Below are 19,146 nucleotides of genomic sequence, written 5' to 3'. Positions count from 1 at the left end.
CGAAGAGCGGGACGGTGCCGCTGGCCCTAGGAGACGGCGGAGGTCCGCGGCACCCGGCCGAGCAGCGTCACCGCGACCGCGCCCAGCGCCAGCGCGCCGCCGAACCACAGCACCGACCGCGTACCGAACCCGTCCACCATCCGGCCGCCCGTGAACGCCCCAAGGGCGATGGCCCCGTTGAACACCGCCACGAACAGCGACGTCGCGCCCTCCCGCGTCCGCGGCGCGGCCAGGCCCAGCCACGTCTGCGTACTCACCGACACCCCTCCGTACGCCAGCCCCCACACGACCAGCAGCACCGCCGCACCCGCCACCGACAGCCCGAGCAGCGGCACGAGCAGCAGCGAGGCGGTCAGTACGGCGCCGATCACCAGCACCGTGCCGCGCAGCCGCCGGCCCACCCGGGCGCCGGCCGCGAAGTTGCCGGCGATACCGGCGATCCCGTACGCGAGCAGGAGGGTCCCGATCATCGACGCCCCGACGCCCGAGAGGTCCTCCAGGACGGGACGCACATACGTGTACGCGGCGAAGTGCCCCGTCACCAGCAGGGACACCACCGCGAGCCCCGTGGCCACCCGGCTGTCGCCGACCAGCCGCACGACCCCGCCGAGGGCGACCGCCTCCGCGGCGGGCAGCGGCGGCAGCAGCACGGCCATCGCGGCGCTCACGAGCAGCGCGAGGCCGCCGACGGCGAGGAACGCGGCGCGCCAGCCGGCGAGTTCACCGAGGTACACGCCCGCCGGCACGCCCACGACCGAGGCGACGGCGACGCCGCTGAAGATCAGGGAGGTCGCCGCCCCGACGGCCGCGGCCGGCACCAGCCGCACCCCGAGCCCGCCGGCGAGCGACCAGACGCCGCCGAGCCCGACGCCGACGAGGACGCGGGCCGCGATCATGACGGCGAACCCCGGCGACCAGGCGGCGAGCACGTTGGCGGCGGCCAGGAGCACCATCAGGGAGCAGAGGACGAGCCGCCGGTCGAGCCGGCCGACCGCGGCGGTGACGAGCGGGGCGGAGAGCGCGGCGACCAGGCCGGTGACGGTGAGGGTCAGACCGGCGGTGCCTTCGCTGACGTACAGCGAACCGCTGATGGGGGTGAGCAGACCGACCGGCAGCATCTCCGAGGTGACCACGGTGAAGGTCCCGGCGGCCACGGTCGCCACGGCGGGCCAGCCGCCTTCGGCAGCGGCTTCTGCGGGCGGGGCTGCGGACAGCTCGTCGACTTTTGCCATGACCTCAGCCAAGCCCGGCGGAAGGGAGGGGAACAAGCGCGAAGTGCTCATGCTTCCATGAGGTGGGCTTATGGAAAGGCGGCGGGCGACGGCGCCGGGAAGAAGGGCGGCGGCGGATGGCGAGCGCAGGTCAGGGGGCCGGGGACGGGAATCCGGCGGCGGTGGGCGGGGTGGAGATCCGCGAGCTGGAGTGCTTCCTGGTCCTGGCGGAGGAGCTGCACTTCGGACGTACCGGCGAACGGCTGTATGTATCGCAGAGCCGGGTCAGCCAGCTCGTCCGCGCGCTGGAACACCGCATCGGCGCCCGCCTCGTGGACCGCACCAGCCGCCGGGTCCGGCTCACCGCGGCGGGCGAGGACTTCCTTTCCGCGCTCCGCCCGGCGTACGCGGCGCTGCGCGCGGCCGTCGACGACGCCAGGGCGGCGGCGCTGGGGGTGGGCGGGCCGCTGCGGATCGGGTTCCAGGGGGTGGTGGGGTACGGATTCATGGACGCGGTCGGGGAGTTCGAGGACCGGCACCCGGGGTGCGCCACGCGTCTCACCGAACTCCCGCTGTCCGACCCCTTCGGGGCGCTGCACCGCGACGAGGTGGACGCGGCGGTGGTGCTGCTGCCGGTGGCGGAACCGGGGCTGGCGCTGGGGCCGGTCTTCTCGGTGCAGCCCCCGTACGCGGCGGTGTCGCGGCGGCACGCCTTCGCCGGGTGCCTGGAGGTGGACGCCGAGGACCTGGCCGCGACCCCGCTGATCGGCGTGAAGGACCCGGCCCCGCCGTACTGGCGCGAGGCCCAGGCCCCGACGCGTACCCCGTCGGGCGCGCCGGTGCCGCGGGGGCCGGAGGTGGGGACGCTGCAGGAGGGCCTGTCGCTGGTGGCGGCGAACCGGGGGGTGATGCTGCTGTGCCGCCCGACGGCGGAGCACCACCCGCGGGGGGATGTGGCGTACGTACGGGTGCGGGGGCTGCGGGAGTCGGCGCTGGGGCTGGTGTGGCGGGAGGACGGGGCGGGGGCGGCGGTACGGGCGTTCGCGGGGGCGGTGGAGGAGGCGATGAGGGGTACGGGGTGAGGGGCGTGCGCGCCCCCGCCGACCCGCCGCCACCTCCGGCCCCGCCCGCACCCGCCGGCGACCGGCCCTCCGTAGCCGGTCGCCGGGTCCTCGGGAGTTACCTGATGTTCCTCGTGTCCGCCTCCACTTCCGCCAGGTACTCCTCCATCGTCACCGGCCTCCCCCGTACCCCCGGCCGCCGCTCCCACGGCCTCGGGCCCTCGGGCCGCCGGTACTCCACCCCCAGCGCCTCCAGCCGGCCCAGGTGGTGCGCCAGCCGCTCCGCGAAGGCCGTCCCGTCCCGCGTCGCGTCGCACCACACCGTCTCCGCGAACGCGCTCATCCGCGGGAACGCCTGGTAGTCCAGCGCGCGGGCGTTGTCGATCGCCTCCGTCCACAGGCCGCACTGCGCGCCGATGACCAGGTCCGCCGCCGGGGTGCCGCGGAGTTCCTCCGGGACCGGTTCGAAGGCGTAGACCTCCTCGACCGGCAGGACCGTGCCCACCGGGACCGGTTCGTCCGGGGAGTCCGAGGCGCGGTAGTCGAGGTAGACCTGGCGGGCCGGGCTCGTGATGACCTGGTGGCCCTCGCGGGCTGCCCGCACCGCGCCGTGGTTGTCGCGCCACGACACGATCGTCGCGGCCGGCGGCAGGCCGCCCTCCAGGATCTCGTCCCAGCCCAGCAACTGCCGTCCCCGCGCCTCCAGATGGTCCGAGACCTGCCGGATGAACCAGCTCTGCAGTTCGTCCTCGTTGCGCAGCCCCAGCTCCGTCATCCGCGCCTGCGCCGCCGGGCTCGCCTTCCACTGGTCCTTCGGGCACTCGTCGCCGCCGACGCAGATGATCGGGCTGGGGAACAGCTCGACCACCTCGTCGAAGACGTTCCGTACGAAGTCCAGCGTCCCGTCGGAGACGTTGAGGATGTCCGACTTGACGCCCCAGCCGGTCTCCACCGCCAACTGCGCCCCCGTGTTGCCCAGTTCGGGGTACGCCGTGATCGCGGCCTGCGTGTGTCCCGGCACGTCGACCTCCGGCACCACGAGGATGTGCCTGGCCGCCGCGTACGCGACGATCTCGCGGATGTCGTCCTGCGTGTAGTACCCGCCGTGCGGCTGGCCGTCGCCCGTCTCGTTCCAGCCCGGCTTCGACTCCGTGCGCCAGGATCCGATCTCCGTCAGCCGCGGGTAGCGCTTCACCTCCAGGCGCCAGCCCTGGTCGTCGGTGAGGTGGAAGTGGAGCACGTTCAGCTTGTGCAGCGCCATCTGGTCGAGCACGCGCAGCACGTCGCGCTTGGGGAAGAAGTGCCTGGCCACGTCCAGCAGCACGCCCCGCCACGCGAACCGCGGCCGGTCCTCGATCTCGACGCCGGCCAGGTCCCACGGGCCCTCGTCGAGCGCGCTGTGGCGCAGGGTGTGCGACGGCAGGAGCTGGCGCAGCGTCTGCACGCCGTAGAAGGCGCCGGCCGGGCCGCCCGCGGCGATGCGGATGCCGTCGGGGCCGATCGTCAGGCGGTACGCCTCCGGGCCCGCACCCGGGTCCGCGGCCAGGTCCCCGGAGAGGGCCAGCTCGATCCCGCCCCGCCCCGGCGGCAGCGTGCAGCCCGTGCCGGGCAGGAGCTGTTCGCGCAGGACGCGGGCGACCGGGGCGAGCGCCGGATCGGCGACGTGCAGCGGGGTGTCCGGGCCCAGGGCGTACGAACCGGGGCGGGGAGAGCTGCGCGACGGCGTGGGGATGATCAAGGTCGTTCTCCGTTCGACGGGTTGACGCTGGCGTTCGCCACTCCATATAAAGTGCCCGTTGACGACGACGCCCCGCACCGAGGCGACCGCCGATCCCGTACGGAACGAAGGCGCCGGAACCAGCGTCCGCGGCGGGCGGCCGTCCTCCCGCCCGCCGCGGACCACCAAACCCGCGGTTCAGCTCAGGGAGAAGTCCGCGATACGCACCCCTTCACCCGGCACCAGATACACGTCCCGCCGCCCGGCCGCGCCCCGCAGCGTCGCCGTGACCTCCTCGTACGCGTACCGCGACCCCGTGCTGCGCACCGCCGCCTCACCCGCCAACGGGCCGTCCGGCGCGTCCAGCCGCACCTCCAGCGCGGCCGCGCCCGGCGACTCCTTCGCCACCCGCGCCACCAGCCGCCGCGCCCCGCGCCGCAGGTCGGCGTCGGCGAACAGCAGCCACGCGCCCGCCGACTCCGCGCCGACCGCCGTGCCGCGCGGCTTCGACTCGTCGACCAGCCGCACGCCCGCGTAGTCGTCGAAGTTCTCCGCCCGCGTCGTCCGCCGCAGATCCCGCGGCGGCACCGTCTCGCCGTCGACGGCCAGCTCCGTCCGCGCCCGGATGTCCCCGGACGAGGCGCCGACGAGCACGTCGTACGTGCTGCGCTCCACCACCCAGCGTTCGCGGGTGACGTCCCAGTGCGCCAGCGCCGCGCGGGCCAGAGGCAGCGTCACCGTGCGCGTCTCGCCGGGCCGGAGACTGACCTTCGCGAACGCCTGGAGCTTTTTCAGCGGCTGCTCCACCCGCGAGTCGCGCTGCCGCGTGTAGAGCTGCACGACCTCCGCGCCTGCGCGCCTGCCGGTGTTGGTGACCGGCACGGCGACGGCGTCGCGCAGCAGCCGCGGGCGGCCGTAGCGGAAGGTGGTGTACGACAGACCGTGGCCGAAGGGGTAGAGCACGTCGCCGGTGAAGTACTGGTACGTACGCCCGTGCTTGATGTTGTCGTACTCCAGGATCGGCGGCAGGTCGGCGGCCGAGCGGTACCAGGTCTGGGTGAGCCGGCCCGCCGGGTTCACGTCGCCGAACAGTACGTCGGCCAGCGCGCGGCCGGTCTCCTGGCCGGCGTGGGTCGTCCACACCAGCGCGGGGACGTGCTCCTGCTCCCAGGTCAGCGTGGTGGGGTAGCTGTTCTCGACCACGACGACGGTCTTGGGATTGGCGGCGAGCACGGCGCGTACCAGCGCCGACTGGGTGCCGGCCAGGCCCATGTCCTCGCGGTCGTCGGTCTCGCGGGCGTTGATGAACGGCATCGACCCGACGACGACGATCGCGGTGTCCGCGGCCCGTGCCGCCGCCACGGCCTCGTCGATGCCGTCTCGAAGCTTTTCGAGGGTGTAGCGGGAGGCGTCGGCGGCGGTGCCGAGGACCAGCCCGCCGTCCTCCTCGCGGGCGCGGAGGTAGACGGCGTCGCCGAGCCAGTTCTCGTAGCCCGCGTAGCGCAGCACCACGGTGCCGTCGTCCTGCTCCTCGGGACGGAACAACTGCGAGACGAACCAGCCGTTGGGCTGGTCCTGGTCGTTGACGAACCGGTAGCCCTCAGGACCGTCGCCGTCCGGGTCGCGCATGCCGACGACCTTGCCGTTGACCACGGCCCGCAGCGTGACGACGCCTTCGCCCCAGCCGAAGACGTCGAACTGCTCGGTCTCGCCCGCCGCCGTCGCGCTCTCCGCCAGCGCCGCGCCCCCGTCGCCGCTGCCCGCGGTGACGTAGCGGCCGGTCACGGCGTTCTTCAGCGCCACCCGGTCGACGGCCTCGCTGGTCGTCACCTCGGCGCCCGCGCCCAGCCGGTCGGCGATGCCGCGCAGCGGCGTGATCGCGTACGGCAGGCTGCCCGAGTACCAGTCGGTGTAGAGGGTGTCGGCCAGCGGGCCGACGACCGCGACCTTCCGCAGCTTGCCGGCGTCGAGCGGCAGCGCGCCGCGGTCGTTCTTCAGCAGCACGACCGCCTCGGCTGCGGTGCGGCGGGCGAGCTTGCGGTGCGCGGGGCTGTCGATGACGGACTTGTCGAGGTGCCCGTACGGGCCGCCGTCCGCGGCGAAGTCGCCGAGGCGGGCGCGGATGTCGAGGATGTGCCGTACGGCGGTGTCGACGTCCGCCTCCGTGAGCAGGCCCTTCGCCAGCGCCTCCCTGACGGCGGCGGCGGTCGGGCCGCCATTGGTGTCGTCGGTGGTGAAGCTGTCGACGCCGGCTTTGAGGATGGCGGCGTCGGCCTCGGCGAGGGTGCCGAAGTACTTCTGCGAGCCGGTCGCCGGGAGGTTGTTGGGGGCCCAGGCGTCGGTGACGTTGAGCAGGGTGCGGTCGGTCCAGGTGCGTACCGAGGCGTTCAGGTCGGTGACCGTGCAGGGGCGGCCGTTGACGAGGTTGTACGCGGTCATGACGCCGCACGCCGCGTCGGCGGAGATCGCCGCCCGGTACGCCGGCTCCTCGTACTCCTTGAGCACCCGCGGGCGCAGGTCCGAGGAGGTCTGGTCGCGGCGGACCTCGTTGTTGTTGGCCAGGTAGTGCTTGACGAGGGGTGCCGTCTTGAGGTTGTCGGGGTCGCCGCCGGTCAGCCCGCGCGCGTATGCGGTGGAGATCACGCCGGTCAGGTACGGATCCTCGGAGTAGCCCTCCTCGTTGCGGCCCCAGCGTGGGTCGCGCAGCAGGTTGACCGTCGGTGCCCACACGTTCAGGCCCCAGCCCGCGGGGCGCTCGTGCTGGAGCCCGCGTACCTCGTCGCCGACGGCTTCGCCGACCTCGCGGATCAGTTCCGGGTTCCAGGTGGAGGCGAGGCCGACGGCCTGCGGGAAGACGGTGGCGGTGCCGAGCCAGGCGAGGCCGTGGAGGGCCTCGGTGCCGGTGCGGAACGCCTTCATCCCGAGCCGGGGGATCGCGGGTTGCCACTGGTGGAGCAGGGAGATCTTCTCGTCGAGGGTGAGTTGGGAGAGCAGCTCGCGGACCTTGGCGGCGGCTGCCGAAGCGGCCGGAGATGCCGGGGCTTTCGGGGCCGCCGCGGCGGTGCCGGCGAGCGCGGTGGTGAGGGAACCGGCCAGCGGGAGCGCCAGCGGGGCGGCGAGAACTGTTCTTCGTTTCACGTGCGCGACTCCTTGTGATCTAGTCGAAACGCTTCGACTACGCGATGAGTTGCTCCGTTCCGTTCCCCCCGGAGGTCCGCCCGCCCGCCGGTCAGCCGGCGCGCGGCGCCGTCGTCGCCCGCCGGGTCAGCCACGGCGGCAGCAGCGTCGCCTCCGGCACCTCCCGCCCGTCGAGCTTGTCCATCAGCAGCTCCACCGCCCGCGTCCCGATCCGCGCGGACGGCACCGCCACCGACGAGATCGGCAGCGGCGCCTGCTCCGCCAGCTCGTCCGGGCAGATCGCCACCACCGACAGGTCCTCGGGCACCCGCAGCCCGAGCCGTCGGAACGATTCGATCAGCGGCTGCACCACCGGCTCGTTGTGCACCACCACCCCGGTCAGCTCCGGGTGCTCCCGCAGCAGCCGCTCCGCCATCGCCTGCGCCGCCGCCGGGGTCGCCTCGCAGGGGTGCACCGTCGACGTCAGCCCCCGCTCGTCGGCCGCCGCGGTGAAGCCCTGCGTGACGCGCTGCGCGAAGCCCGTCTCGCGCAGATACACCTCCGGCGGCGAGCCGACGAGGGCCACGCACCGGTGCCCCAGCTCCGCCAGATGCGTCACGCAGGCACCGCCCGCCGCCGCGAAGTCCAGGTCGATGCAGGTCAGTCCGGCGGCGTCGGCGGGGAAGCCGATGAGGACCGAGGGCCGGTCCAGGGCCCGCAGCAGCGGCAGCCGGGCGTCGTGCAACTGCACGTCCATCACGATGAGCGCGTCGACCAGCGCCGTGTCCGCCACCCGCCGCAGCCCCTCCTCGCCCTCCTCCTGGGTGAGCAGCAGCACGTCGTGGTCGTGCTGCCGCGCCGTCGTCACCACCGACACCGCGAACTGCATGACGACCGGTACGTGGATCCCGCTGCGGAACGGGATGACCAGCGCCAGCACGTTGGACCTGCTGCTCGCCAGCGCGCGGGCGCCGGCGTGCGGGCGGTAACCCAGCTCGCGGATGCTGGATTCGATGCGCTGCCGGGTCTCCTCGGAGATCGGGCGCTTGCCGCTGAGCGCGTACGAGACGGTGCTCGGCGACACCCCGGCGTGCCGGGCCACATCGGTGATCTTGACCATCAACTCCCCCTGCTCGACCGGCCGGCCGTCCGACATGCCGGACAGCCGGACCTTAGCCCAGCTCCGCGACGAGGACGGCGCGGCCCGCTTCCGCGCGCACCGTGGGACCGCCGACGACCTCCAGCGCCCAGGGCCCACCCGCACCGCCCGAGCCGCCCGAGCCGCCCGCACCCGACGCCTCCCCGTCGCCCGCCGACGCCCGTACCGTGCCGCCCTCGCAGACCACCGTGAACACCCGCCCCCCGACCGGCACCCGCACCCGCTGTCCAGGGCGCAGCCCGTACGCGCGGAGCGTCACCCCGTCCGCGTAGTCGTAGTCCGGCCGGTCGTCCACCGCCCCCACCGGCAGCACCGCCCCCGGCCGCACCAGCACCGGCGCGCTCGCGAACCCGTGCCGCTCCCGCACCCACCGCGGCCCCCGCACCTCCTCGCCGCTCAGCAGATGCGTCCACGTACCCTCCGGGACGTAGTACGAGACCTCGCCCCCGTCGCTGAACACCGGCGCCACCAGCAGATCGGGCCCGAGCATGTACTGCCGCTCCAGATGCGTGCACGCCCGGTCCTCCGGGAACTCCAGCGCCATCGGCCGCATCATCGGCACTCCCGACGCGTGCGCCTCGCGCGCCACCGCGTCCAGATACGGCATCAGCCGCAGCTTCAGCTTCGTGAACACCCGCAGCACGTCCACGGCCTCCTCGTCGAAGAGCCACGGCACCCGGTACGACGACGAGCCGTGCAGCCGGCTGTGCGACGACAGCAGCCCGAAGGCGATCCACCGCTTGAACAGCGCCGGCGACGGCGTGCCCTCGAAGCCGCCGATGTCGTGGCTCCAGTAGCCGAAGCCCGACATCCCCAGCGAGAGACCGCCGCGCAGCGACTCCGCCATCGCCTCGTACGTCGACTCGCAGTCCCCGCCCCAGTGCACCGGGAACTGCTGGCTCCCGGCCGTCGCCGAGCGCGCGAAGACCACCGCCTCGCCCTCGCCGCGGTGCTTCTTCAGCACGTCGAAGACGGTCTCGTTGTAGAGGTACGTGTAGTAGTTGTGCATCCGCTCCGGGTCGGAGCCGTCGAAGTACGCGACGTCCGTCGGCACCCGCTCGCCGAAGTCGGTCTTGAAGCAGTCCACGCCCATGTCGAGCAGCGCCGCGAGCTTGCCCGCGTACCAGGCGCGCGCCTCGGGGTTGGTGAAGTCCACCAGCGCCATCCCCGGCTGCCACTTGTCCCACTGCCACACCCCGCCGTCCGGCCTGCGCAGCAGGTAGCCGGCGTCGCGGCCCTCGGCGAAGAGCGGGGAGCGCTGCGCGATGTACGGGTTGATCCACACGCAGATCCGCAGCCCCCGCTCCTTCAGCCGGCGCAGCATCCCCGCCGGGTCGGGGAAGACCCGCGGGTCCCACTCGAAGTCGCACCAGTGGAACTCGCGCATCCAGAAGCAGTCGAAGTGGAAGACGGACAGCGGCAGATCGCGCTCGGCCATCCCGTCGATGAAGGAGGTGACGGTCTCCTCGTCGTACGAGGTCGTGAACGACGTCGACAGCCACAGCCCGAACGACCAGGCCGGCGGCAGCGCGGGCCGGCCGGTCAGCGCCGTGTACTTGCGCAGGATCTCCTTCGGCGTCGGCCCGTGGATGACGTAGTACGTCAGCTCCTGCCCCTCGACGCTGAACTGCACCCGCGACACCGCCTCCGAGCCCACCTCCAGCGACACCCGCCCGGGGTGGTCGACGAAGACCCCGTAGCCGGCGTCGGTGAGGTAGAACGGCACGTTCTTGTACGCCTGCTCGGTGGCCGTGCCGCCGTCGGCGTTCCAGATGTCCACGACCTGGCCGTTCTTCACCAGCGGCCCGAAGCGCTCGCCCAGCCCGTAGACGTGGGTGCCGACGGCGAGCCCGAGCTGCTCGCGCAGGTAGTGCCGGGCCGGGCCGCCGCCAGGGGGGTCGGTCTCCATGATGGCCATGCCCTTGGGCCCCGAGGAGGTCAGCGGCTTCAGCCCGTCGGCGGTGAGGAAGTCCAGCCGCCACGGCCCGCCGCGCGTCACCCGCAGGGCGAGGCTGCCGGCGGTGAGCAGGGCGTGCTCGTCGTCGTACGAGACCTGCGCGTGCGACTCCGCCCCGGCGAGCTGGAAGCGGGGCCCGGCGTCGGTGCCGCCGTCGAAGTGGGTCAGCGTCACGCCGACCACGTCGGGCATGGGGGAGTGCACGGAGACCGTCATGACGGGGCCCTTCAGCAGATCGCCGCGGTGCCGGATGGGCTGGGTCGGTGCGTGCACGTCCAGCGTGCCGTCCCCGGCGGTGACGTCGAGCACCTCGACCGGATAGGCGGCACGAACGCCCGCGCGCAGCATCCAGTAGCCGTCGGTGAACTTCATGCGCAGCCTCTCGGGGTCACTTGGGGAGTACGTCGTGGGGCACTACGGGGCTTACGGTGATCACTTGACCGCGCCCACGGCGATGCCGCGGGTCAGGGTCCGCTGGAAGATGAGGAAGAACGCGATCGCCGGCAGCACGCCCAGCAGGGCGGCGGCGTTCGTCATCGTGGCGTCCATGTCCCGCTGCCCCTGGAGGACGCCGAGGGCGACGGACACGGTCTGGTTGTCGTCTGAGACGAGCATGACCAGCGGCAGCAGGAACTCGTTCCACGTCCAGATGAAGAACAGCACCATCAGCACGCCGATCGTCGGCCGGCTGACGGGCACCACCACCCGCCACAGCACCTGCCACTTGCCCGCCCCGTCGATCCGCGCCGCCTCGATCACCTCGCGCGGGAACCCGCCGAGCACCGAGGCCAGCAGATACGTACCGAAGGCGGACTGCACGACGGTGAAGACGATCACCACGCTCAGCCGGGTGTCGTAGAGGCCCGCCTCCTTCGACAGGTAGTAGACGGGGTAGACCAGCGCCTCCTGCGGCAGCATGTTCGCCAGCACGAAGAACGCCAGCACGTACGGCCGCCCGCGGATCCGCCCGATGCCGATGGCGTACGCGCTGAGCACCGACAGCACCACCGCGAGCACCGCCACCGAGCCGGAGATCAGCACCGAGTTCCACAGCTTCTGCCCGAAGTCGACGCGCTCCCAGAAGTCCGCGAGCCCGTCGAGGTACACGCCGTCCGGCATGCTCAGCGGCCCGTCGCTGGAGTACTCCTCCGGCGACTTCACCGCGTTCATCAGCACCACGAAGAACGGCAGCACCATGAACGCCGCGCCCACCACCAGCGCCACGAGCACGGGGTACTTCCTGACCGCGGTCACGAGTTCTCGTCCTCCGCCCTCGTCTGCAGCTTCAGGGCGACGACCGCCAGCACCAGGATCAGCACCGTGAGGACGGTGGAGATCGCGGCGCCGTAGCCGGCCTGGAAGTTCTCGAAGAAGTTCTGGTACGCGAAGTACGACGGGACGTTCGTCGCCTCGCCCGGGCCGCCGCCGGTGAGGACGTACACCATGCCGAAGACCTTCAGCGCCGCGATCGTGCACCACAGCAGCACCACCGCGACCTCCGGCCGCAGTTGCGGCAGCGTCACGTGCCAGAACCGCCGCCACCAGCCCGCGCCGTCCAGCTCCGCCGCCTCGTGCAGCGCCGGGTCGACGCGCTGGAGCCCGGACATGAAGATCACCAGCGGGAAGCCGATCTGCACCCACACCATCACGGCCATCACGCTGTACAGCGCCCAGTCCGGGTCGCCGAGCCAGTCCTGCTGGAGCGCGTCGAGCCCGACGGCGCCCAGGAGTTCGTTCAGCGAGCCGCTCTCCGGAGCCAGGATCCAGCTCCACACGATGCCGGCGACCGCGATCGGCAGCACCTGCGGCAGATAGAAGCAGGCGCGCAGCACGGCCACCCAGCGGCTGCCGGCGTGCCGGCCGGCGAAGTCGAAGAGCGCGGAGGCCAGCACCAGCCCGAGCGCGGTCGGGATCAGCGCCATCGCCGCGACCATGGCCAGGCTGTGCCGGAACGACTCCCAGAAGTCGTCGTCGCCGAGGAGCCGGTCGTAGTTCTCCAGACCGGTGAACTCCGGCGTGCCGACGCCGCTCCAGTCGGTGAAGCTGATCCCGGTGTTCATCGCGAACGGCACGATGATGACGACGAGGAACGCCAGCGCGCCGGGCAGCAGAAAGAGCGCGTACGAGCCCTCGGTGGACGTCCGGTGCGTACGGCCGCCGCGGCGTGTGCGCCACCGCCGGCGGGAGGGGGTTCCGCTCCCGCCGGCGGGGCGAGCCGCGTCCTTGGAGACGACGGCCGTCATTCCTGGAGCACGTTCTCGTCGTACTCGGCCTGGAGCGACTCCAGTACATCGCCCGGCTCCGCGCCGCCGGTGAGGAGCTTCTGCGTCTCGGAGGTCATCGAGTCGTAGAAGCCGTTGGCCGGCCAGTCGGGGTAGTAGGCGAGGCCGTCGTTCCCGGCGAGGGTCGTGTAGTCCTCGATGAGGGCCTTGGACTGCGGGTCGGTGATCGCGGCGGCGTCGGCCGCGACGGGGACGCCGCCGTTGTCGCCCAGGATGTTCTGGACGCCCTTCTTCATCGTGATGTCGATGAAGTCGTACGCCAGCTCCTTGTTCTCGGCGCCCTCCGGGACCACCCACAGGTTGCCGCCGGAGCCGAGGGTCAGCTCGCTGCCGGGCCACAGGAAGGTGTCCCAGTCGAACTTCTGGATCTCCGCCTGGAAGCGGCCGAACCACCAGCTTCCGGAGAAGAGCATCGGGTGCTTGCCCTGGATGAACGAGACGCCGGCGTCCTCGGCCTTGGTGCCGGAGGAGTTCTCGGCGATGTAGCCCTTGTCGACCCAGTCGGCGAAGGTCTCGGCGGCGTACGTCCAGGCCGCGTCCGAGAAGTCGGTCTCGCCCTCCATCTGGAAGGAGTCGACCCACGCCTTGTCGGCCCGGCTGAGCGCGAGCTGGTAGAGGTACTGCTGCGCCATGTACTCGGCGCCGGCGTTGGCGAACGGGGTGATGCCGGCGTCCTTGAACGTCGCGAGCGCGTCCTCAAGCTCCGCGAACGTCGTCGGGACCTCGACGCCGTGCTCCTCGAAGAGGTCCTTGTTGAAGTAGACCATCGTGAACTCGGCGTAGTTGGGGATGCCGTACCAGGCGCCGGAGCCCATGACGCCGCTCTCGTCGTACTGGCTGGTGGTCGCCACGGTCGGCGGCACGGCGTCGGCCCAGCCGCGCTTCTCCGCCTCCGCGGTGAGGTCGGTCAGCAGGCCCTGGCGGGAGAGCTGGCCGGTGGTGGCGTTGCCCTTGTTGTACTCCATGAGGTCGGGCGCCTGGTCGGAGTTGAGGACCTGCGGGGCGGTTTTCTGGATCTGCTCGAAGCCCTTCTCCTCGAACTCGACCTTCACCCCGGGGTGGCTCTCCTCGAACTCGGTGACGGCCTCGGCCCACGCCTTGCCCATGGCGCTGTCGGGGCCCTCGTAGTGCCAGAGCCGGAGGGTCTTGCCGTCGCCGGAACCGCCGTCGTCGGAGCCGCCGCACGCGGCGAGCGTGCTCAGCGACAGGGCTCCCGCCAGGGCGGCAGCCAGCAGGCGCGCCCTTCTCCGTGCCTTCAACATCCACTGCCTCCGGGAGAGTTGTCCTCGTCGAATCGATTCGATGAGGGGTGTCGAAGCGCTTCGACGGAGGAAGGTAGGGAGGCCCCGGCGGTATGTCAATGGCGTTGACAAATTGTTTCGGTGAACGGCGCCGAAGGGGGCGGGCACCCGCCGGCGCCCGCCCCCTTCGGCGCTGTGCCGCGCGCGCCGCGCGCCACTCCGGCCTCACGCCGGCGTCACTCCGGCGTCACTCCGGCCGTCACTTCGGCAGGACGCCCCCGAAGGCCACGCATGCCGGGCTCGGGGCGGCGGCGGTGGCGCCGGTGCGGCGCAGGGCGCCGGAGCGGGTGACGCGGAACGACACCACGTCGTCGCTGTTCTGGTTCGCCACCAGCAGCACGTCGCCGGCCGGGGCCAGGGCGAAGTGCCGCGGCCAGGCGCCGTCGGTCGAGGTGGTCTCGCGCAGGTCGAGCCGCCCGTCGGCGCCGACCGTGAACCGGGCGATGCTGTCGTGCCCGCGGTTGGACACGTAGACCGTCCTGCCGTCCGGGTGCACGGCGACCTCCGCGCAGTAGCTCTCGCCGGTGAAGCCGCGCGGCAGCGTGCCGAGGGTCTGCAGCCAGCGGAACGTGCCGCGGGCCGCGTCGTACGTGAAGGCCGTCACCGACGACGTCAGCTCGTTGACCACGTAGACGAACCGCCCGCCGGGGTGGAACGCCAGGTGCCGCGTGCCCGAGCCGGAGGCGACCTGCATGAACGGCAGCGGGTTCGGCGTCAGCTTCCCGGCCTCGGCGTCCAACCGCCAGGCCCAGACGCGGTCGGTGCCCAGGTCGGCGCCGAAGACGTACCCGTACGCGGGGTCGAAGGCGACCTGGTGCGGGTGCGGGCCGGTCTGGCGCTCGGGGTCGGGGCCCGTACCGGCGACGGTGACGGTGTCCGAGACCGGCTGGGGAGTGCCGTCCGCGCCGAGCGGGACGACGGCGAAGGTGGCGCCGCCGTAGTTGGCGACGATCAGGTGGTCGCCGCGCTCGTCGAGGGCGCCGTGCGCGGGGACGCCGGGCACGGGCTGGTCGCCGGTGCGGGTCAGCTCGCCGGTGGCGGTGTCGATGGCGTACGAGACGACGCCGCCGCCCTTCTGCCCGTTCCAGGTGCTCACCTCGCAGACGGCGTAGAGCACGGGCAGCCGCGGATGCACCGCCAGCCACGAGGGGTTGGGGACGCCGGGCACCTCCTGGATCGGGGTGAGGCGGCCGTCGCCCGCCATGCGGAACGCGGCGAGCCCGGCGGGGGCGCCGGGGCCGCCGGCGTAGCCGCCGACGTAGACGGCGCGGGGGCCGCGGGCTGCCGTCGCGGCGGAGGCGGGCGCCGCGGCCGCGGGTGCGGCCGACGCGGGCGAGGCGGAGCCCAGCGCGGGAACGACGCCCGCCAGCGCCGCGGCGCCGAAGACCGGCAGCATCTGGCGCCGGCTCGGTCCTGTGGGGCTCTCGGCGGCGGGTTCCGCATCGGGTTCTGGGGGCGGGGCGGAGGCGTGCAAGACGGTGCTCCTCTCGTGGCGGGGACGGTCACCGGTGGAGCGGGCGGGACGGGGATCGGGCCGTGGTGCGGGGTGGCGCGGGACGGGAAGCGATTCGATACGGGGCTGCTCGCAGTATGCGGCCCGGTCGCGGCGCGGGGAGGGGCCGGGGCACGTGAACTGACCGGGGCACGTGAACCGATCGGTCCGCGGACCGATCGGGGTACGCACACCGATCGCGGTGCGCGAGCCCATTGCGGTACGCGAACCGATTCGACTCGGCGCCGATCGCAGCGCGCGGGCCGAGCCGGGTCCGTGCACCGATCGCCGGTCCCGCCCCCTTCGCCGTACGCCACCGGCCAGCGCACCCCGGCCCGTCGAAAGGGGCCGGCCAGTCGAACCCGCCCCCGGCACACGTCGAACGGCGCGCGCGCCGCCCGGCCCGGGGTCCCCTGCGCCCCGGGCCGGGCGCCGCCGCCGCGGCCGCCTACTCGGGCAGCCGGACGGACTGGGCGTGGCGGAACACGTTCCCCGGGTCGTACGCGGCCTTGACCCGCTGCAGCCGCACGTACGCCTGCTTGTAGTACAGGTCGTGCCAGGGGGTGTCCGAGGTGTTCCACTGCGGGTCACCGAGGTCGATGTCCGGGTAGTTGATGTAGCACCCGTCGTTGACCTCGTTGGGGACGGGGACGCCGCCGGTGTCGGCGTACACGTCGCGGTACATGTTCCGGATCCAGCCGAGCTTCGCCGCCTCCTCCGACTGCTCGCTCCAGTACGCCTGGTACTGGAGCTTGATGATCGAGTCCCGCTGCGGCGCCGCGGTCGCGTCCGTGCCGACCGCGTTCACCTGCGCGCCGTACGAGTCGATCGACACGAGCGCGCTGCGCTGGTCGGTCTCGGTGAGGTTCTTGTACATCGCGGATATCTGCTCTTCCGGGAACGCCCGCCGCAGGTACGCCGACTTGTAGTCGCCCCGCCCGCCCCAGCCGGAGCCGCCGAGCTGGCGGGTCGCGACCAGCCACGGCCGCGCCTGCGGTGCGAAGAGGTCGGGCATCGCCCGCATCTCGTTCGTCGACAGCGTCGTCGGCTGGGCGTCGCCCATGTGGCCGCCGACCTCGGCGAGGAAGTCGTCCAGCTTGCGCGCCGCGTCCGGCTGGGTGGCGTCGAACTGGGTCGTCATCGAGATCGAGCCGCTGGCCTTCGTGCTGCAGACGAGCATGCTGAACATGCCGGCGTACGGGTTGCCGGGGGCGCTGTACTCCTCGTAGAAGCCGCTGTAGTTGCGCAGCAGCGTGCGGAAGCGGTCCTCGTTGATGTTGCTCCAGGGCCACGACTGCTGGTGCACGTACACCTCGCCGGGCGGCTGCGGCAACTGCTTCTCCGGCGCCAGCCGCTCGGTGCCGGGGGCGCGCAGGAAGTAGCGGGTGACGATGCCGAAGTTGCCGCCGCCACCGCCGGTGTGCGCCCACCACAGGTCGTGGTGCGGGTCGTTCTTGTCGCTGCTGGCCACGATCGCGCGGGCCTTGCCTGAGGCGTCCACCACGACGACCTCGACCGCGTGAATGTAGTCGACCGTCAGCCCGAACGCCCGGGACAGCAGCCCGAAGCCACCGCCCTGGATATGTCCGCCGGCGCCGACGGAGGAGCAGGAACCGCCCGGGATCGTCACCCCCCAGACGCGATAGAGCTCCATGTAGACCTCCATCAGCGTGCAGCCGGGCTCGATGACGAAGGCGCGTCTCTCTTGGTCGTACGAGATGTCGTTCATCGCCGACAGGTCGATGACGACCTGGGCGTCGGAGTGGTAGACGAATGCCTCGTAGCAGTGCCCGCCGCTGCGTACGGCGACGCGCTTTCCGGCCCGTACGGCCTCCTCCACCGCGGCCACGACCTGCTCCGTGGCCGTGGCCACCCGGATCGCCTCGGGGCCGGCGCGCCAGCGGCCGTTGCTGCCGGAGACGAAGTCGGGATAGCGGGCGTCGGCGGGGGTGATGGTCGAGGCGGGTACGCCGCGGGCGGCGGCTCCTGCGGAGGTGGCGGCGGCGAGCTGGCCGGTGCCGAGGGCGGCGGCACCGCCCACGGCCGCGCTCGAAAGAAGTACTTTCCGGCGTGAGACGTTGTCCATGAGAAAACTCCCGTCGGCGCAGGGGGAAATGGGCAGCACAAAGTCAGGCGGCACGCATTTGCGTAGGCAGAAGAATTTCGTCGGGGCGGCGCTCGATGCGGGAAGATGCTAATCCGGGGCGACCGGGACGTAAATCCCGGTTTGGGAATGCCCGTATCCAATTCCCTGATACTCGGCGGGAGTCGACCCCGCCGGAAAGGGGCTGCGGTGGGGCGTTGCGCGGAGCGCAGCCAACGGAATGTAACAGACCGCCTGGGAAAACGCCGGGGCCGGGGATCTGCTTCAGGCCGCGGGGCGGCGCGTCGCGTTGAGCGCGGTGGCGGCGAGTGCGGCGGCGGTGGCGGCGGCGAGGGGGACGGCATACGCGGCGGCGGGCGTACCGGCGGCCCAACCGCCCGCGGCCCAGCCGCCGGTGGCGGACCCGGCGGCGATGCCGGCGAGGAGGGCGGTGACGGCGAGGGTCATGCCCTCGTTGAGGCGGCCGGCGGGGGTACGGGCCTGGACGAGGGACATGCCGGTGATCATCGTCGGGGCGGTGGCCATGCCGGCGAGGAGGAGGGCGGGGGCGAGGAGGACGAGGCGGCCGGTGGCCGCGGCGAGGAGGGGGAGGAGCATGAGGGAGGCCATGGCGAGGACGCAGCGGAGGAAGAGGGGCTCGGGGGCGGACGTGTCCGCGGCCTCCGGCGTCTCCTTGACCGGCTTCTCCGTGACCGGCGCCTTCGCAACCGGCGTCTCCGTAACCGACGCCTCCGTGACCGGCGCCTTCGCAACCGGCGTCTCCGTAACCGACGCCTCCGTAACCGGCGCCTCCGTGACCGGCGTCTTCGCAACCGGCGTCTTCGCAACCGATGCCTCCGCCACGTCCGAACTCCCCGGGCCCGCGGGGGAATCCGCGTACCCCGGCCGCCGCGCCCCGTAGACGAGGCCCGCCAGGCAGGAGCCCGCGGCCAGCAGCGCGAGGATGCCGCCCGCCGCCGCCGGCCGGCCGAGGCGGTCCGCGTACGCGATCGTGACGACCTCCATCGACCCGAACACCGCCCCCGCGCAGCAGAACGCCGCCAGCAGCGGCGGAAACCCGGGCCGCCGCAGCGGCGACCGCGCCCGCTCGCCCGGCGCGCGCGGCAGGGGCGGGGGCTCGGTGGCGCGCTGGGCGGCGAAGAGGAGGATGCCGCTCATCAGCAGGACGGCGCCGGTGACCGTGCCCGCCTCGGGGAAGACGGTGGTGCAGAGGAGGGCGGCGAGGACGGGGCCTGTCATGAAGCAGAGTTCGTCGGCGGCCTGTTCGAAGGAGTTGGCGGTGTGCAGGGCGGCGGCGTTGCCGGGCTCGGGGCCGCGGAAGGCGTGGGCCCAGCGGGCGCGGGACATGCCGCCGGTGTTGGGGGTGGTGGCGGTGAGGACGTAGGCGGCGAAGAGCGTCCACGCCGGGGCGCGCAGGTGGACGCAGAGCGCGAGCACCAGCGAGCCGACCGCGGCGATCGCCGCCGCGGGCACGGCGATACGGGCCTGGCCGCGCCGGTCGACGAGCCGGGCGGTGAGCGGCCCGACGACGGCGGTGGCGGCGAGCCCGGCGGCGGGGACGGCGCCGGCGAGGGCGTACGAGCCGTAGCGCTCGGCGACCATGATGACGGCGCTGACGGAGAACATGCCCATGGGCAGCCGGGCGACGAGGTTGCCCGCGGTGAAGGCGCGGGCGCCGGGGACGGCGAAGAGCCGCCGGTAGGGGGCGAGGAGGTGCCGCGGCGGGCTTATGGGGGACATGCGGA

General features: G+C 72.9%; 12 protein-coding genes. 1 reads left to right on the top strand and 11 read right to left on the bottom strand.

Going from position 1 to position 19,146, the window contains the following annotated elements:
- Positions 1-26: 26 nt before the first annotated feature.
- On the bottom strand, positions 27-1,163 hold the full coding sequence (locus OG946_RS12380; RefSeq protein ID WP_326800231.1) for an MFS transporter: 1,137 nt from the start codon (positions 1,161-1,163) through the stop codon (positions 27-29).
- A 185-nt stretch (positions 1,164-1,348) separates the two neighbouring features.
- Here OG946_RS12380 and OG946_RS12375 point away from each other — a divergent pair, with 185 nt between their 5' ends.
- On the top strand, positions 1,349-2,293 hold the full coding sequence (locus OG946_RS12375) for a LysR family transcriptional regulator (protein WP_442814332.1): 945 nt from the start codon (positions 1,349-1,351) through the stop codon (positions 2,291-2,293).
- 97 nt (positions 2,294-2,390) lie between these two features.
- Here OG946_RS12375 and OG946_RS12370 read toward each other — a convergent pair whose 3' ends face one another.
- From OG946_RS12370 to OG946_RS12325, 10 genes are all read right to left on the bottom strand, one after another.
- The gene (locus tag OG946_RS12370; RefSeq protein WP_326796169.1) at positions 2,391-4,010 is read right to left on the bottom strand and encodes a beta-N-acetylhexosaminidase; all 1,620 of its coding nucleotides are present in this window, start codon (positions 4,008-4,010) and stop codon (positions 2,391-2,393) included.
- 177 nt (positions 4,011-4,187) lie between these two features.
- Positions 4,188-7,127: a glycoside hydrolase family 3 protein gene (locus OG946_RS12365; RefSeq protein ID WP_326796168.1), complete on the bottom strand. Its 2,940-nt coding sequence runs from the start codon at positions 7,125-7,127 to the stop codon at positions 4,188-4,190.
- Positions 7,128-7,218: 91 nt separating this feature from the next.
- The gene (locus OG946_RS12360; RefSeq protein ID WP_326796167.1) at positions 7,219-8,262 is read right to left on the bottom strand and encodes a LacI family DNA-binding transcriptional regulator; all 1,044 of its coding nucleotides are present in this window, start codon (positions 8,260-8,262) and stop codon (positions 7,219-7,221) included.
- A 16-nt stretch (positions 8,263-8,278) separates the two neighbouring features.
- Entirely contained in the window at positions 8,279-10,594 is a 2,316-nt protein-coding gene (yicI, locus tag OG946_RS12355; protein WP_326796166.1) for an alpha-xylosidase, read from the bottom strand.
- A 60-nt stretch (positions 10,595-10,654) separates the two neighbouring features.
- Positions 10,655-11,419 (bottom strand): carbohydrate ABC transporter permease, encoded by a 765-nt coding sequence (locus OG946_RS12350; protein WP_326800229.1) that lies wholly within the window; start codon positions 11,417-11,419, stop codon positions 10,655-10,657.
- 53 nt (positions 11,420-11,472) lie between these two features.
- Positions 11,473-12,465, bottom strand: coding sequence for a carbohydrate ABC transporter permease (locus tag OG946_RS12345; protein ID WP_326796165.1), 993 nt, complete (start codon positions 12,463-12,465; stop codon positions 11,473-11,475).
- On the bottom strand, positions 12,462-13,766 hold the full coding sequence (locus OG946_RS12340) for an ABC transporter substrate-binding protein (RefSeq protein ID WP_326796164.1): 1,305 nt from the start codon (positions 13,764-13,766) through the stop codon (positions 12,462-12,464). The genes OG946_RS12345 and OG946_RS12340 overlap by 4 nt, the downstream gene beginning before the upstream one ends.
- A 238-nt stretch (positions 13,767-14,004) precedes the next feature.
- Positions 14,005-15,279, bottom strand: a complete 1,275-nt coding sequence (locus OG946_RS12335; RefSeq protein WP_326796163.1) for a lactonase family protein — start codon at positions 15,277-15,279, stop codon at positions 14,005-14,007.
- A 466-nt stretch (positions 15,280-15,745) separates the two neighbouring features.
- Entirely contained in the window at positions 15,746-17,383 is a 1,638-nt protein-coding gene (locus OG946_RS12330; protein ID WP_326796162.1) for an FAD-binding oxidoreductase, read from the bottom strand.
- Between the two features lie 282 nt (positions 17,384-17,665).
- Positions 17,666-19,132, bottom strand: a complete 1,467-nt coding sequence (locus OG946_RS12325; protein WP_442814608.1) for an MFS transporter — start codon at positions 19,130-19,132, stop codon at positions 17,666-17,668.
- Positions 19,133-19,146 lie beyond the last annotated feature (14 nt).

Source organism: Streptomyces sp. NBC_01808, assembly GCF_035917395.1.
Taxonomy (GTDB): domain Bacteria; phylum Actinomycetota; class Actinomycetes; order Streptomycetales; family Streptomycetaceae; genus Streptomyces.
The sequence above is the reverse complement of the archived record's forward strand: the minus strand, read 5'-3'. Positions and strand labels throughout refer to the sequence as shown.

Excerpts from the sequence above, each read along its gene's own strand:
- OG946_RS12375 (WP_442814332.1), top strand. The coding sequence starts at position 1,349 with ATGGCGAGCGCAGGTCAGGGGGCCGGGGACGGGAATCCGGCGGCGGTG.
- OG946_RS12360 (WP_326796167.1), bottom strand. The coding sequence starts at position 8,262 with ATGTCGGACGGCCGGCCGGTCGAGCAGGGGGAGTTGATGGTCAAGATC.
- yicI (WP_326796166.1), bottom strand. The coding sequence starts at position 10,594 with ATGAAGTTCACCGACGGCTACTGGATGCTGCGCGCGGGCGTTCGTGCC.
- OG946_RS12350 (WP_326800229.1), bottom strand. The coding sequence starts at position 11,419 with ATGGTGCTGCCGTTCTTCGTGGTGCTGATGAACGCGGTGAAGTCGCCG.
- OG946_RS12345 (WP_326796165.1), bottom strand. The coding sequence starts at position 12,465 with ATGACGGCCGTCGTCTCCAAGGACGCGGCTCGCCCCGCCGGCGGGAGC.
- OG946_RS12340 (WP_326796164.1), bottom strand. The coding sequence starts at position 13,766 with ATGTTGAAGGCACGGAGAAGGGCGCGCCTGCTGGCTGCCGCCCTGGCG.
- OG946_RS12330 (WP_326796162.1), bottom strand. The coding sequence starts at position 17,383 with ATGGACAACGTCTCACGCCGGAAAGTACTTCTTTCGAGCGCGGCCGTG.